Source organism: Pseudomonas sp. URIL14HWK12:I5 (assembly GCF_900176445.1).
Taxonomy (GTDB): Bacteria; Pseudomonadota; Gammaproteobacteria; order Pseudomonadales; family Pseudomonadaceae; genus Aquipseudomonas; species Aquipseudomonas monteilii.
In genome coordinates, this window is sequence record NZ_FWXQ01000001.1 from 500,434 (window position 1) to 512,991 (window position 12,558).

A 12,558-nucleotide genomic window follows, 5' to 3' on the forward strand; every position below is an offset into this window, starting at 1 on the left:
AAAGCAGCCCCATTAGTACTGCTGTCAGCCTTGCTTCACTTCACGCATCGGCTTGCCCTTCACCGGTGCATCGCCCGCCACGTAGTATTTGGCGGTGCTGCGCGGCAGCGGCTTGCGTCCACGGATCTTGTCCGAGATTTTCTCGGCGATCATGATCGTGGTGGCGTTGAGGTTGCCGGTGATGATCAGCGGCATGATCGACGCATCGACCACGCGCAGGCCCTTCATGCCGTGCACACGGCCTTCGCCGTCGACCACTGCCATGTCATCGGTGCCCATCTTGCACGAGCAGGACGGGTGGAAGGCAGTTTCGGCGTGCTCGCGGATGAACTTGTCCAGTTCTTCGTCGGTTTGCACGTGGGCGCCCGGGCTGATTTCGCGGCCACGGTACGGGTCCAGCGCCGGCTGGGCCATGATTTCACGGGTCAGGCGGATGCCGTCACGGAATTCCTGCCAGTCCTGCTCGGTGGACATGTAATTGAACAGGATGCTCGGGTGTTGGCGCGGGTCCTTCGATTTGACCTGGATGCGGCCGCGGGCAGGGGAGCGCATGGAACCCATGTGCGCCTGGAAACCATGTTCCTTCACGCCATTGGAGCCGTTGTAGTTAATGGCCACTGGCAGGAAGTGGTACTGAATGTTCGGCCATTTGAATTCAGGGCGGGTACGGATGAAACCGCCAGCCTCGAACTGGTTGCTGGCGCCGATGCCGGTGCCGTTGAACATCCACTCGGCACCGATGGCCGGCTGGTTCCACCACAGCAGCGAGGGGTACAGCGACACCGGCTGGGTGCAGGCGTACTGCAGGTATAGCTCCAGGTGGTCCTGCAGGTTTTCGCCAACGCCCGGCAGGTCGTGCACTACCGGGATGTCGAGGCTTTCCAGCAGGGCACGCGGGCCGACGCCGGAACGTTGCAGCAGTTGCGGCGAAGCGATGGCGCCGGAGCTGACGATCACTTCCTTGCGCGCACGGGCTTCAACGCGCTCTTCGCTGTCGCCGACCAGGTAGGTCACGCCAACGGCGCGCTTGCCGTCGAACAGCACGCGGTCACTCAGGGCGTGGGTGACGATGGTCAGGTTCGGGCGCTTCTTGGCCTGGTCCAGGTAGCCACGGGCGGTGCTGGAACGGCGGCCGTTCTTGGTCACGGTACGGTCCATGGGACCGAAGCCTTCCTGCTGGTAGCCGTTGAGGTCTTCGGTGCGCGGGTAACCGGCCTGCACGCCGGCTTCGATCATGGCGTGGAACAGCGGGTTGTTGCCCGCTTTTGGCGTGGTCACGCTGACCGGGCCTTCGCCGCCGTGATAGTCGTTCGGGCCGATGTCGCGGGTTTCGGCTTTACGGAAGTACGGCAGGCAGTCCAGGTAGGTCCAGTCTTCCAGGCCTGGCAGTTCTGCCCAGCCGTCGAAGTCCATGGCGTTACCGCGGATGTAGCACATGCCGTTGATCAGCGACGAGCCGCCCAGGCCCTTGCCGCGGCCACATTCCATGCGGCGGCCGTCCATGTACGGCTCCGGGTCGGTCTCGTAGGCCCAGTTGTAGCGGCGGCCCTGCAGCGGGAAAGCCAGTGCGGCTGGCATCTGGGTGCGGAAGTCGAAGCGGTAGTCGGGGCCACCGGCTTCCAGCAGCAGTACGGTAACGCCGGCGTCTTCGGTCAGGCGGGTCGCCAGGGTGTTACCGGCGGAGCCTGCGCCGACGATGATGTAATCGAATTCTTGGGACATGAAAGTACCCTCGTGTTGGCGGTGATCAGGGAGCGGGAACGCCCGTGCGCAGCGGCACGGGCGTGGCTGGACTGGGCCTTAGAAGACCGAGTTGTAGCCGCCCAACTCGACCTGGACCGACTTGATGCGGGTGTATTGAGCCAGCGAGCTGACGCCGTTCTCACGGCCGACGCCCGACTGCTTGTAGCCACCGACCGGCATTTCGGCCGGCGATTCGCCCCAGGCGTTGATCCAGCAGATACCGGCTTCCAGCTTGTGGATGATGCGGTGGGCGCGGGTGATGTCGTTGGTGCACACACCGGCGGCCAGGCCGTACTCGGTGTCGTTGGCACGACGGATCACTTCTTCTTCGGTTTCGTAGGTGAGGATGCTCATCACCGGGCCGAAGATTTCTTCCTTGACGATGGTCATGTCGTCGGTGCAGTCGGTGAACACGGTCGGGGCCACGAAGGCGCCCTTGGCGAAGTCACCGGCAGTCAGACGTTCGCCGCCGCACAGCACGCGGGCACCTTCTTCTTTACCCTTGGCGATGTAGCCCAGCACGTTTTCCATGTGCGGGAAGCTGACCAGCGGGCCGAAGTTGGTGTTTTCGTCTTCTGGGTTGCCAACACGAATGCGGGCAACGCGCTCGGCGATCTTGGCTTCGAAAGCCGCTTTCATCTCGGCAGGGATGAACACGCGGGTGCCGTTGGTGCACACTTGGCCCGAGCTGTAGAAGTTGGCCATCATGGCGATGTCGGCAGCCTTGTCCAGGTCGGCGTCGGCGCAGATGATCAGGGGCGACTTGCCGCCCAGTTCCATGGTCACTTCCTTCAGCGACGAGCTGGAGGCGCTGGCCATGACCTTCTTGCCGGTGGTGGTGCCGCCGGTGAAGGACACTTTTTCAATGCGTGGGTGCTCGGTCAGCCAGGTGCCGACTTCGCGGCCGCTGCCGGTCAGGACGTTGAACACGCCGTTTGGCAGGCCGGCCTCGGTGTAGATCTCGGCCAGTTTCAGGGTGGTCAGCGAGGTGACTTCCGACGGCTTGAAGATCATCGCGTTGCCAGCGGCCAAGGCCGGGGCGGACTTCCACAGGGCGATCTGGATCGGGTAGTTCCAGGCACCGATACCCACGGTGACGCCCAGCGGCTCGCGACGGGTGTAGACGAAGGACGATTCGCGCAGCGGGATCTGCTCGCCTTCGATGGCCGGTACCAGGCCTGCGTAGTATTCCAGCACGTCGGCGCCGGTGACGATGTCGACGTAGCGGGTTTCGGAGTACGACTTGCCGGTGTCCAGGGTTTCCAGCATGGCCAGCTCGTCGTTGCGCTCGCGCAGGATGTCGACGGCGCGGCGCAGGATGCGCGAACGCTGCATGGCAGTCATCGCTGCCCAGACTTTCTGGCCGCGCTCGGCGCTTTCCACAGCCTTCTCGACGTCAGCCTGGGTGGCACGCTGTACGTGGGCGAGGACTTCGCCGGTGGCCGGGTTGATGGCTTCGAAGGTGGCATCGCTGCCAGCGTCGACGTAAGCGCCATCAATGTAGAGTTTTTGCGTTCCGAAACGGGCCATAGTGTCCTCGCAAGTGCAGTGTGTGGTTTGGCTTGCGCGTCACGCTCCAGCCGGGTTGGCAAGGGCCGTGCGCGGTTGTTCAGCGGCCTGGTCGTTTGTACCCAGGGTGTGCTGTTTAGCCAGTTGTAGATCCATGTATTCGTAAGCAATCCGTATCGCCTGGTCGGTGTCGAATGCATCACCCGACAGGGCGCCACGCAGCCACAGGCCATCGATCAAAGCTGCCAGGCCGCGGGCTGCCTTGCGCGCATGGTAGAGCGGCAAGGCGCGGCGGAACTGGCAGCACAGGTTGGAATACAAGCGGTGGTCGTTGATCCGCTGCAACCTGTGCAAATCGGGCTGGTGCATGCTGGAAGCCCAGAAGGCCAACCAGGTTTTCATTGCCGGGCCGTTCACCTGGCTGGCATCGAAGTTGCCCTCGATGATCACTTTCAGGTGGGCGCGCGGGCTGTCGTCCTTCAGGGCCTGGCGACGTGCTCGAACACCTTCGTTGAGCATGTTCATGATGTAGCCCATCGTCGCTGCAATCAGGCCGTTCTTGTCCCGAAAGTAGTGACTGATGATGCCGTTCGACACACCGGCCAAACGGGCAATCAGCGCAATGCTGGCGTCCCCCAGACCGACCTGATCGACCGCCTGTAACGTGGCTTCGATCAACTGCTGGCGGCGGATGGGTTGCATACCGACCTTGGGCATCTTGCTATCTCCTCAGGCCTGCGAGCAGACGACGGGCGGCTGACTCGGCGAAGGCCAGTCTATTTTGTTTTGATTGAACGTTCAATCAATAAAGAATAAGCTCTGCGACAATTTGTGCCATTGACAGTTTTTCAGGCGGTCGAGAAGGCACGAGTTGACACCCCAGGAAATCGCGTAACCCCCGGAATACAAGGCGTTGACGGGCATGAGCGATGCGAAATGCAGATTCTGCCGTACGGTCACTGGCCCTGCGACAGGCCCTTGGAGCGGGCGGGGTGATCTGTGACGAATGCGCGCACCTCTGCCGAGGTGTGGCTTTTTCAGCAGGCCACCTGTCTGTTTTTTTGCAACGTATCGATTCGGGATCACGGTTTCCAGGGTGCTTTTATAACACCTGATGCAGTGGGGATATTCCACCAATTGCTCGGGAAAGACTGATTAGCCTCCACAGCCGCACTGCCCGGAGCATTCGTGCAATGAGTTCTGCCTCACTTACCAAGCCCCCCGCCGAGAGGGTACGGGTCAACCGCGTGGTGTTCTTCACCTCCGCGCTGATGATCCTTGTTCTGACTGCCTTGCTGATCGCTGTACCCGAAACCGCCGGCCAGGTGCTGGGCGTGGCCCAGAAATGGCTGACGCGCACCTTTGGCTGGTACTACATGCTGGTGATCTGCGGTTACCTGCTGTTTGTCGTCTACCTGGCCTTCTCCGACTACGGCAGCCTCAAGCTGGGGGGCAAGGACGACCAGCCGGACTTCAGCTACGGCGCCTGGGCCGGCATGCTGTTCTCGTCCGGTATCGGTATTTCGCTGCTGTACTTCGGCGCGTCCGAACCGCTGGACCACTACTTCAACCCACCGGAAGGCACCCCAGCCAGCCTCGAAGCTGCGCGCCAGGGCCTGCAACTTACCTTCCTGCACTGGGGCCTGCACGGCTGGGCGATCTATGCCCTGGTTGGCCTGGCCGTGGGTTACTTCGCCTACCGCCACAACCAGCCGCTGGCACTGCGCTCGGCGCTGTACCCGCTGGTGGGTGAGCGTTGGGTCAAGGGTGCTGCCGGCAACGCCGTGGACATCTTCGGCATGTTCGTGACCCTGCTGGGCCTGGTGACCAACCTGGGGATCGGGTCGATGCAGGTGTCCTCCGGCCTGGAATACCTGTTCGGCATGGACCACAGCAAGACCAACCTGCTGGTGGTGATCCTGGTCATGGCCGGTGTGGCCACCGTGGCGGCGGTGTCGGGTGTGGAGAACGGCATTCGCCGCCTGTCCAACCTGAACATCATGCTGTTCAGCGGCCTGCTGATCTTCGTACTGCTGGGTGGTGAAACACTGCACCTGCTCAACGGTTTCGTGCAGAACATCGGTGACTACCTGAACGGCATCGTGCTGAAAACCTTCGACCTGTATGTGTATGAAGGCGAGGCGGGCAAGTCCGAGCGCTGGCTGGGCCTGTGGACCGTGTTCTACTGGGCCTGGTGGATTTCCTGGGGCCCGTTCGTCGGCATGTTCATTGCCCGTATCTCCAAGGGCCGCACCGTGCGCCAACTGGTGATGGGCGTGCTGCTGATCCCGCTGGGCTTTACCCTGGCCTGGCTGTCGATCTTCGGCAACACCGCGCTGGACCTGGTGATCAACCAGGGCGCCGTGGAGCTGGGCAAGACCGCGCTGGAACAACCGTCAATGTCGATCTACCAGCTGCTGGAATACTTCCCGGCGGCCAAGATCGTGATCGGTGTAGCGGTGTTCGTGGGCTTCGTGCTGTTCCTCACCCCGGCCGACTCCGGCGCGGTCATGATGGCCAACTTGTCGTGCAAAGGCGGCAAGGTCGACGAAGACGCCCCGCACTGGATGGTGGTGTTCTGGTCGGTGGTTATCACCCTGGTCACCATCGGCCTGCTGTTTGCCGGTAACTTCGAAGCCATGCAGACCATGGTGGTGCTGGCGGGCCTGCCGTTCTCGGTGGTGCTGGTGCTGTTCATGTTCGGCCTGTACAAGGCCATGAAGCAGGACGTGGCGGTGGAAAGCGAGCGCGCCGAGCTGGCCGCCCGTGGCCGTCGCGGCTTCAGCGAGCGCCTCACCCAGCTGGAACTGCAGCCGACCCAGGCCGTGGTGCAGCGCTTCATGGACAAGCAGGTTAGCCCGGCGCTGAAAGAAGCGGCCGCGCAGCTGCAAACCCTGGGCTTCGAAGTGGAAACCCGTGTTGGCCAGTCGCGCAACATGATGGGCCTGCGGGTGATGATGGACGAGGGTAACCCGTTCGTTTACGAAGTCAGCCTGGACGGCTACATGGCCGCGCCGAGCGAGGCGCCGGTGGAAGGCGAGCCGGAAGTGCGCCAGCGCTTCTACCGTGCCGAGGTGTATTTGCACGACGGCAGCCAGGAGTACGACCTGATGGGCTTTGCGCCGGAGCAGATCGTGCGTGATGTGCTGGACCAGTTCGAAAGCCACCGCCAGCTGTTGGGGCGTGTGTATAGCTGATGGCTGTTGAGGTAAAAGAAAACCCGCTCACCTGAGCGGGTTTTTTATTGGGCCGCGTTGTAGCCCCTGCTTCTCAGCGATTGGTGTAGCGGCCATTCTTGCCATGCCCAGGCATCGCTTGGTTGCTTCGCAGGGCAATCATCTGGCTGAGCTTGATCAGTTCGATGCCTTGGCCTCTGAGCTGTGGCAGTGCCCGCTCCAGCACATCGAGAGTCTGAGGATAAGGGTGCCCGATCAACACAGCCGAACCCTGCTTGCGCGCCAGGGCGATGCCTTGCTGCAACTGCCCGCTGATGGCCTCGGTAGTGCGCACATCGTCGAGGAACACATCACGCGAAACGTGGGCCAGGCCGATGCGCTGGGCTTCGGCAGCCGCTACGGTGGCCGCGCTGGTGCGGCTGTCGACGAAGAACAGGTGACGTTGTTGCAACTCACCCATCAACCAGGTCATGGCATCACGCTGTGCGGTCATCCGGCTGCCCATGTGGTTGTTGATGCCGGCGGCGAATGGCACCTTGGCCAAGGCTGCATCCAACCTGCTGGCCAGGACCGGCAGCGGCAACTCGGGATGCCAGGCATAGGGACCGGTCGCAGGGTCCATCGGCATGTGCAGGATCACCGTCTTGCCAGCTTTGTGTGCCTGACGAGCGAAATCGCTGGCATGCGGGGTGTCGGGCATGATCGCCATGGTCACCGGGCCGGGCAGGGCGAGGGTGCGGCTGTCCCGCTCGGTGCTCTGGCCCAGGTCGTCGATGATGATGCTCATGTAGGCCTTGTTGGCCGGTGCCGCTTGCGCGATCCCGGCCAACAGGCAGAACAACAGACACAGCAGATACCGCATAGGGTGAATCACTTGCCTGAGGTGATGTTCAGCCCTTTGAGCAGGCTCAGCGCCTGGCTCAACTGGAAGTCGTCATCCTGTGGGCGCTCTTTGCGCTTGCTGCTGCCGGTGGGGCGGTCGGCGCCGCCGTTGCCGTTGCCCAGGTGGCCCTGCAGGTCGGCTTCCTTGAAATTGTCGGTGTCGACTTCGGCGGTGAGCTTGGCCGGGCGCACTTCGATATCGGGGACGATGCCCTGGGCCTGGATCGAGCGGCCATTGGGGGTGAAGTACAGCGCGGTGGTGAGCTTCAGGGCGCGGTCGTTGGCCAGCGGCAACACGGTCTGCACCGAGCCTTTGCCAAAGCTGTCGGTACCCATCAGCACAGCGCGTTTCTGGTCCTGCAGGGCGCCGGCGACAATCTCGGAGGCCGAGGCACTGCCGCCGTTGATCAGCACCACCAGTGGCACGCCTTCGCTGGCGTCCGCCGGGTCGGCGGAGAAGCGCAGTTCGGAGTTGGCGATGCGGCCTTTGGTGTAGACGATCAGGCCCTTGGTCAGGAAGTGGTCGGCCACTTCCACCGCCGATTGCAGTACGCCGCCCGGGTTGTTGCGCAGGTCCAGCACAACGCCGCGCAGCTTCTTGCCGTTGTCCTTGCGCAGCTTGGCCAGGGCCTTGCCCACTTCGTCGCCGGTCTTGACCTGGAACTGGGTGATACGGATGTAGCCGTAGTCGTTTTCCAGCAGCTGGCTCTTCACGCTCTTGACCTGAATGACCGCGCGGGCCAGGGTCACGTCAAACGGGTTGCCGCCGTCGCGCACCAGGGTCAGGGTGATTTTTTCGCCAACCTTGCCGCGCATCTTGTCGACCGCTTCGGTCATGGTCTGGCCGCGGGTGGGGGCGCCGTTGATCTTGACGATCAGGTCGCCGGCCTGCACGCCAGCCCGGGAGGCCGGGGTGTCATCAATAGGCGAGACCACCTTGATGAAGCCGTCTTCCTGGCCCACTTCGATGCCCAGCCCGCCGAACTCGCCGCTGGTGCTTTCCTGCAGCTCCTGGAAGTCCTCGGGGCCGAGGTAGGCCGAGTGCGGGTCAAGGTTGCTGAGCATGCCTTTGATGGCGTTTTCCAGCAGGGTCTTGTCGTCCACTGGCTCTACATAGGCCGCCTTGATGCGGTCCATGACCTCGGCGAAGGTGCGCAGCTCTTCCAGCGGCAGTGGCGCCTTGGCCGTGACCTCGGTGGCAGGCACTGCGGCGGCCTTGGCCGGCTCGGCAGCGATGGCCAGGGGCGCACCGACCGCCAGGGCGATGGACAGGGCCAGCTGGGTGAGACGAGGCGAGTGCAGCATGTCGAACGAACTCCTGATCCTGTAAGCGCTCCCTGGGGAGCATCGGCGCAGCACTCAGGCTACGCCGTAGAAATTTGACTAGCCCCGGCACCACTGCGAAGGGTCGGTCGGGCGGCCCTGCTGGCGGATGGCGAAGTACAAGCCTGCCGCGTCCTGGCCGCCGCTGTCGCCAACGGTGGAAATGGCTTCACCGGCCTTGACGATATCACCGGCGCTCTTGAGCAGGCTCTGGTTGTGGCCGTACAGGCTCAGGTAACCGTTGCCATGGTCGAGAATGACCAGAAGCCCCGCACCGCGCAACCAGTCGGCGAACACTACACGCCCGCCGTGCACCGCACGTACCTGGGTGCCTGGGTTGGCGCTGATCATCACCCCGTCCCATTTGGCACGGGCATCGCTGCCGCGGGCATCACCAAAGCGTGCCAGCAGTCGACCATTGACGGGCCATGGAAGTTTGCCCCGTGCGGCAGAAAAAGCGCCGCCGTAGTTGGCGCCATCGCTGGAAACCATCGGCCCGAGGGTGGTACGGGCCTTTTTGGGCGGTTCCACAGGTTCCTTGGCCTGTTCGCGGGCGGCGGCGGCCAGGGCTTCCTGCTGGCGGCGTTTTTCCGCTTCCTGCTGGGCCAGCAAGGCTTTCTTGCGCGCCTCCTCGGCTTCGCGGGCCTGACGGGCCAGGGTTTCCTCGATGGTCTTGAGGACTTTGGACAGGTCGGCCTGGTCCTGCTCGCGGGCCTGCAACTTCTGGTCGCGGTCCTTCATGTCGCCATTGAGCTTGGCCAGCACCTGCTGGCGCTTGCCGCGCTCGGCTTCCAAGGCCTGGCGGCGGCTGTCGAGGTCGGCGCGCTGGGCCAGCAACTGCTCCTGCTGGGTGGCAATTTCCTGCTCGACGTTGCCCAGCTGGCGCAGGGTCTCGTTGAAGGTGCGCAGTTGTTCCAGGCGCGCCTTGCTGATGTAGTCGTAGTAGGTGAGGGTGCGGGCGAACTTCTCAGGGTTCTGCTGGTTGAGCAGCAGCTTGAGGTATTCCTCGCGGCCGTTGTTCTGGTAGGCCGAGCGGGCCTGGATGGCGATCAGCCGTTGTTGTTCAACGCGGGCGCTCTGGAGTTTTTTTTTCTCGGTATCAAGGCGCTCCAGATCGCCCTCGGTCTTTTTTAGCTCTTGCTGCAGCGCCTCCACCTGTTTTTCGAGGTTGCCGATGTCGGTCTCGGTGGCTTTGAGGTCCTTTTGCACACCGGCCTTTTCTTCCTGGAGCTTACCCAGCGTCTTCTTGAGCTCGGCAATGTCCTGGCGGGTGGCGTCCAGTTGCTGCTGGGTCTGCGCACGCTCATCGGCGAATGCCGGGCTGAGCAGGCAAGACAGGGCTAGGAGAATCAGGGCGCGAAGCATGGGGTTTGGCGTACCAAGGATGGAGACTGGCCTAGTATGCCCGCCCGGGCGGGCAAAAAAAACGCCTCGCTGCGGGTGCAGAGGGGCGTTTGTCCGGAATTCATGTGCAAAGGGGCTGCTTTGCAGCCCCAACCCACCGAATCAGGCGTCAACCAGGATCGAGGTGCCGGTCATTTCCACCGGCTTCTCAAGCCCCAGTAGCTTCAGCATGGTCGGTGCCACGTCGGCCAGCACGCCGCCATCACGCACTTTCACGTTGCGCTTGCCCACATAGATGAACGGCACCGGCTCGGTGGTGTGAGCGGTGTGCGCCTGGCCGGTGCATTCGTCTTCCATCTGCTCGACGTTGCCGTGGTCGGCGGTGATCAGCGCTTCGCCGCCCACCTTGTCCAGCGCGTCAACGATGCGGCCGACGCAGCCGTCCAGGGCCTCGACGGCTTTCACAGCCGCCTCGAACACGCCCGTGTGGCCGACCATGTCGCCGTTGGCGTAGTTGACCACGATCACGTCATAGCGTTGCTGCTCGATGGCTTCGACGATGCGGTCGGTCACTTCCGGTGCGCTCATCTCCGGCTGCAGGTCGTAGGTAGCAACCTTCGGCGATGGAATGAGGATGCGTTCTTCGCCTTCGAACGGCTCTTCGCGGCCGCCGGAGAAGAAGAAGGTGACGTGAGCGTATTTCTCGGTTTCGGCGATGCGCAGCTGGGTCTTGCCGTTTTTCGCCAGGTACTCGCCCAGCACGTTGTGCAGGCTGGCCGGGGCGAAGGCCGCAGGGGCCGGGATTTTGGCCGAGTACTGGGTCAGGCCGATGTAGGCCGCCAGTTTTGGCAGGCGGGCACGCGGGAATTCGTTGAAGTCGGCTTCGACGAACACGCGCGACAGCTCGCGGGCACGGTCGGCGCGGAAATTCATGAAGATCACGGCATCGCCGTCTTCGACCTTGACCGCTTCGCCAACGCGCGTGGCCTTGACGAACTCGTCGCTCTCGTCGCGTGCGTAGGCCGCTTCCAGGCCAGCCAGCGCGGTGTCGGCGGTGTATTCGGCAGTGCTGTCGACGATCAGGTTGTAGGCAGCGCTGACGCGGTCCCAGCGGTTGTCGCGGTCCATGGCGAAGTAGCGGCCGATCAGGCTGGCGATGCGGCCCTTGCCCAGCTTGGCGAAGGTGGCGTCGAGCAGTTCGATGGACGACTGCGCGCTGCGCGGCGGGGTGTCGCGGCCATCGAGGAAGGCGTGCAGGTAGATTTTTTCTGCACCGCGCTGCGCGGCCAGTTCGGCCATGGCCACCAGGTGGTCCTGGTGGCTGTGTACGCCGCCATCGGACAGCAGGCCGAGGATGTGCACGGCCTTGCCGGCACTGGCGGCCTTGTCCACGGCGCCGGTGAGCACAGGGTTTTCGAAGAATTCGCCGTCACGGATGGCCTTGGTCACCCGGGTGAAGTCCTGGTACACGACGCGGCCGGCGCCGAGATTCATGTGACCGACTTCGGAGTTGCCCATCTGCCCGTCCGGCAGGCCGACATCCATGCCCGAACCGGAAATGAGGCCGTGCGGCTGGCTGGCGCGCAGGCGGTCATAGACCGGTGTGTTGGCGGCGTAGATGGCGTTGTATTCGGGGCTTTCGCTGTGGCCGAAGCCATCCAGGATGATCAGGACCAGGGGTTTGGGCGTACTCGTCATCAATCAAACTCACGGTTGTTCAAAGATGATAAAGACACGCATTTTAGGGCAAATCCGCCACCAGCGGCGAATATTCGTCCTGTTGCCTGACCAGCGCGCCCGATGTAGCAACATGAAGGTACCTTTCCGGCCGGCCTGTCGGGCTTTGGTGGCACTGGGGGGCTGTGTATACTGGCCGGCATTTTCAATCGCCTGGAACACCGCTGATGGTTGCTCACCTGATTCAATTCGCGACAGATCACTACATCCTGGTTGCGATCTTCGTTGTTCTGCTGGTCCTGCTGCTGCTCAATGAAATCCGCCGTGGCGGCCAGAGCCTGAGCAACGGCCAGCTGACCGCCCTGGTCAATGCCGACAAGGGGCTGGTCGTCGACATCCGTACTGCCAAGGAATATGCCGCCGGCCACATCGTCGGTGCGATCAACATTCCGCAGGACAAGCTGGCCACCCGCATGAGCGAGCTGGACAAGCACAAAGAGAAGACCCTGATCGTCGTCGACGCAATGGGCCAGCAGTCCGGCACCCACTGCCGCGAACTGCTCAAGGCTGGCTACACCGCTGCCAAACTGAGCGGTGGCGTTTCCAGCTGGAAAGCCGATAACCTGCCCCTGGTGAAGTGATATGAAGCCCGTCATCGTCTATTCCAGCGACTACTGCCCCTACTGCATGCGCGCCAAGTACTTGCTTGAGAGCAAAGGCGTGGCCTTCGAGGAAATCAAGGTCGACGGCAAACCGCAGGTGCGCGCCGAGATGAGCCAGAAGGCCGGCCGTACGTCGGTGCCGCAGATCTGGATCGGCAGCACCCATGTCGGTGGATGCGATGACCTCTATGCCCTGGAGCGCGCCGGCAAGCTCGACGCGCTGCTGGCGGCCTGATTTGCAC

Annotated in this window: 10 protein-coding genes; 3 read left to right on the forward strand and 7 right to left on the reverse strand. The window is 63.0% G+C overall.

Annotated features, from left to right (window positions below):
- Nucleotides 1-24 precede the first annotated feature (24 nt).
- The 3 genes from betA to betI all read right to left on the reverse strand — a co-directional run bounded on the left by betA (nucleotide 25) and on the right by betI (nucleotide 3,969).
- The gene (betA, locus tag B9A31_RS02370) at nucleotides 25-1,722 is read right to left on the reverse strand and encodes a choline dehydrogenase (RefSeq protein WP_016712478.1); all 1,698 of its coding nucleotides are present in this window, start codon (nucleotides 1,720-1,722) and stop codon (nucleotides 25-27) included.
- A gap of 78 nt (nucleotides 1,723-1,800) precedes the next feature.
- Complete coding sequence (betB, locus tag B9A31_RS02375; protein ID WP_027614845.1) at nucleotides 1,801-3,273, reverse strand: betaine-aldehyde dehydrogenase; 1,473 nt, start codon at nucleotides 3,271-3,273, stop codon at nucleotides 1,801-1,803.
- A gap of 39 nt (nucleotides 3,274-3,312) precedes the next feature.
- Nucleotides 3,313-3,969 carry a transcriptional regulator BetI gene (gene betI, locus B9A31_RS02380; RefSeq protein ID WP_016712476.1) on the reverse strand — a complete coding sequence of 219 codons (657 nt, stop codon included), beginning with the start codon at nucleotides 3,967-3,969 and terminating at the stop codon, nucleotides 3,313-3,315.
- A gap of 533 nt (nucleotides 3,970-4,502) precedes the next feature.
- On the opposite strand from betI, the gene B9A31_RS02385 reads away from it, so the two are divergent.
- On the forward strand, nucleotides 4,503-6,449 hold the full coding sequence (locus B9A31_RS02385; RefSeq protein ID WP_230852945.1) for a BCCT family transporter: 1,947 nt from the start codon (nucleotides 4,503-4,505) through the stop codon (nucleotides 6,447-6,449).
- Between the two features lie 73 nt (nucleotides 6,450-6,522).
- On the opposite strand, the gene B9A31_RS02390 is transcribed toward B9A31_RS02385, so the two are convergent.
- The 4 genes from B9A31_RS02390 to gpmI all read right to left on the reverse strand — a co-directional run bounded on the left by B9A31_RS02390 (nucleotide 6,523) and on the right by gpmI (nucleotide 11,675).
- Nucleotides 6,523-7,290: a divergent polysaccharide deacetylase family protein gene (locus B9A31_RS02390; RefSeq protein ID WP_027610023.1), complete on the reverse strand. Its 768-nt coding sequence runs from the start codon at nucleotides 7,288-7,290 to the stop codon at nucleotides 6,523-6,525.
- Between the two features lie 8 nt (nucleotides 7,291-7,298).
- Nucleotides 7,299-8,615: a S41 family peptidase gene (locus B9A31_RS02395; protein WP_016712472.1), complete on the reverse strand. Its 1,317-nt coding sequence runs from the start codon at nucleotides 8,613-8,615 to the stop codon at nucleotides 7,299-7,301.
- 78 nt (nucleotides 8,616-8,693) lie between these two features.
- Nucleotides 8,694-9,998, reverse strand: coding sequence for a murein hydrolase activator EnvC family protein (locus tag B9A31_RS02400; RefSeq protein ID WP_027614846.1), 1,305 nt, complete (start codon nucleotides 9,996-9,998; stop codon nucleotides 8,694-8,696).
- Nucleotides 9,999-10,139: 141 nt separating this feature from the next.
- Entirely contained in the window at nucleotides 10,140-11,675 is a 1,536-nt protein-coding gene (gene gpmI, locus B9A31_RS02405) for a 2,3-bisphosphoglycerate-independent phosphoglycerate mutase (protein WP_019098296.1), read from the reverse strand.
- A gap of 206 nt (nucleotides 11,676-11,881) precedes the next feature.
- Here gpmI and B9A31_RS02410 point away from each other — a divergent pair, with 206 nt between their 5' ends.
- Nucleotides 11,882-12,295: a rhodanese-like domain-containing protein gene (locus tag B9A31_RS02410; protein WP_019098297.1), complete on the forward strand. Its 414-nt coding sequence runs from the start codon at nucleotides 11,882-11,884 to the stop codon at nucleotides 12,293-12,295.
- Between the two features lies 1 nt (nucleotide 12,296).
- On the forward strand, nucleotides 12,297-12,551 hold the full coding sequence (gene grxC, locus B9A31_RS02415) for a glutaredoxin 3 (protein ID WP_003249204.1): 255 nt from the start codon (nucleotides 12,297-12,299) through the stop codon (nucleotides 12,549-12,551).
- The last annotated feature ends 7 nt before the right edge of the window (nucleotides 12,552-12,558 follow it).

Coding starts and splice junctions, on each gene's coding strand:
- betA (WP_016712478.1), bottom strand. CDS start 1,722: ATGTCCCAAGAATTCGATTACATCATCGTCGGCGCAGGCTCCGCCGGT.
- betB (WP_027614845.1), bottom strand. CDS start 3,273: ATGGCCCGTTTCGGAACGCAAAAACTCTACATTGATGGCGCTTACGTC.
- betI (WP_016712476.1), bottom strand. CDS start 3,969: ATGCCCAAGGTCGGTATGCAACCCATCCGCCGCCAGCAGTTGATCGAA.
- B9A31_RS02390 (WP_027610023.1), bottom strand. CDS start 7,290: ATGCGGTATCTGCTGTGTCTGTTGTTCTGCCTGTTGGCCGGGATCGCG.
- B9A31_RS02395 (WP_016712472.1), bottom strand. CDS start 8,615: ATGCTGCACTCGCCTCGTCTCACCCAGCTGGCCCTGTCCATCGCCCTG.
- B9A31_RS02400 (WP_027614846.1), bottom strand. CDS start 9,998: ATGCTTCGCGCCCTGATTCTCCTAGCCCTGTCTTGCCTGCTCAGCCCG.
- gpmI (WP_019098296.1), bottom strand. CDS start 11,675: ATGACGAGTACGCCCAAACCCCTGGTCCTGATCATCCTGGATGGCTTC.
- B9A31_RS02410 (WP_019098297.1), top strand. CDS start 11,882: ATGGTTGCTCACCTGATTCAATTCGCGACAGATCACTACATCCTGGTT.
- grxC (WP_003249204.1), top strand. CDS start 12,297: ATGAAGCCCGTCATCGTCTATTCCAGCGACTACTGCCCCTACTGCATG.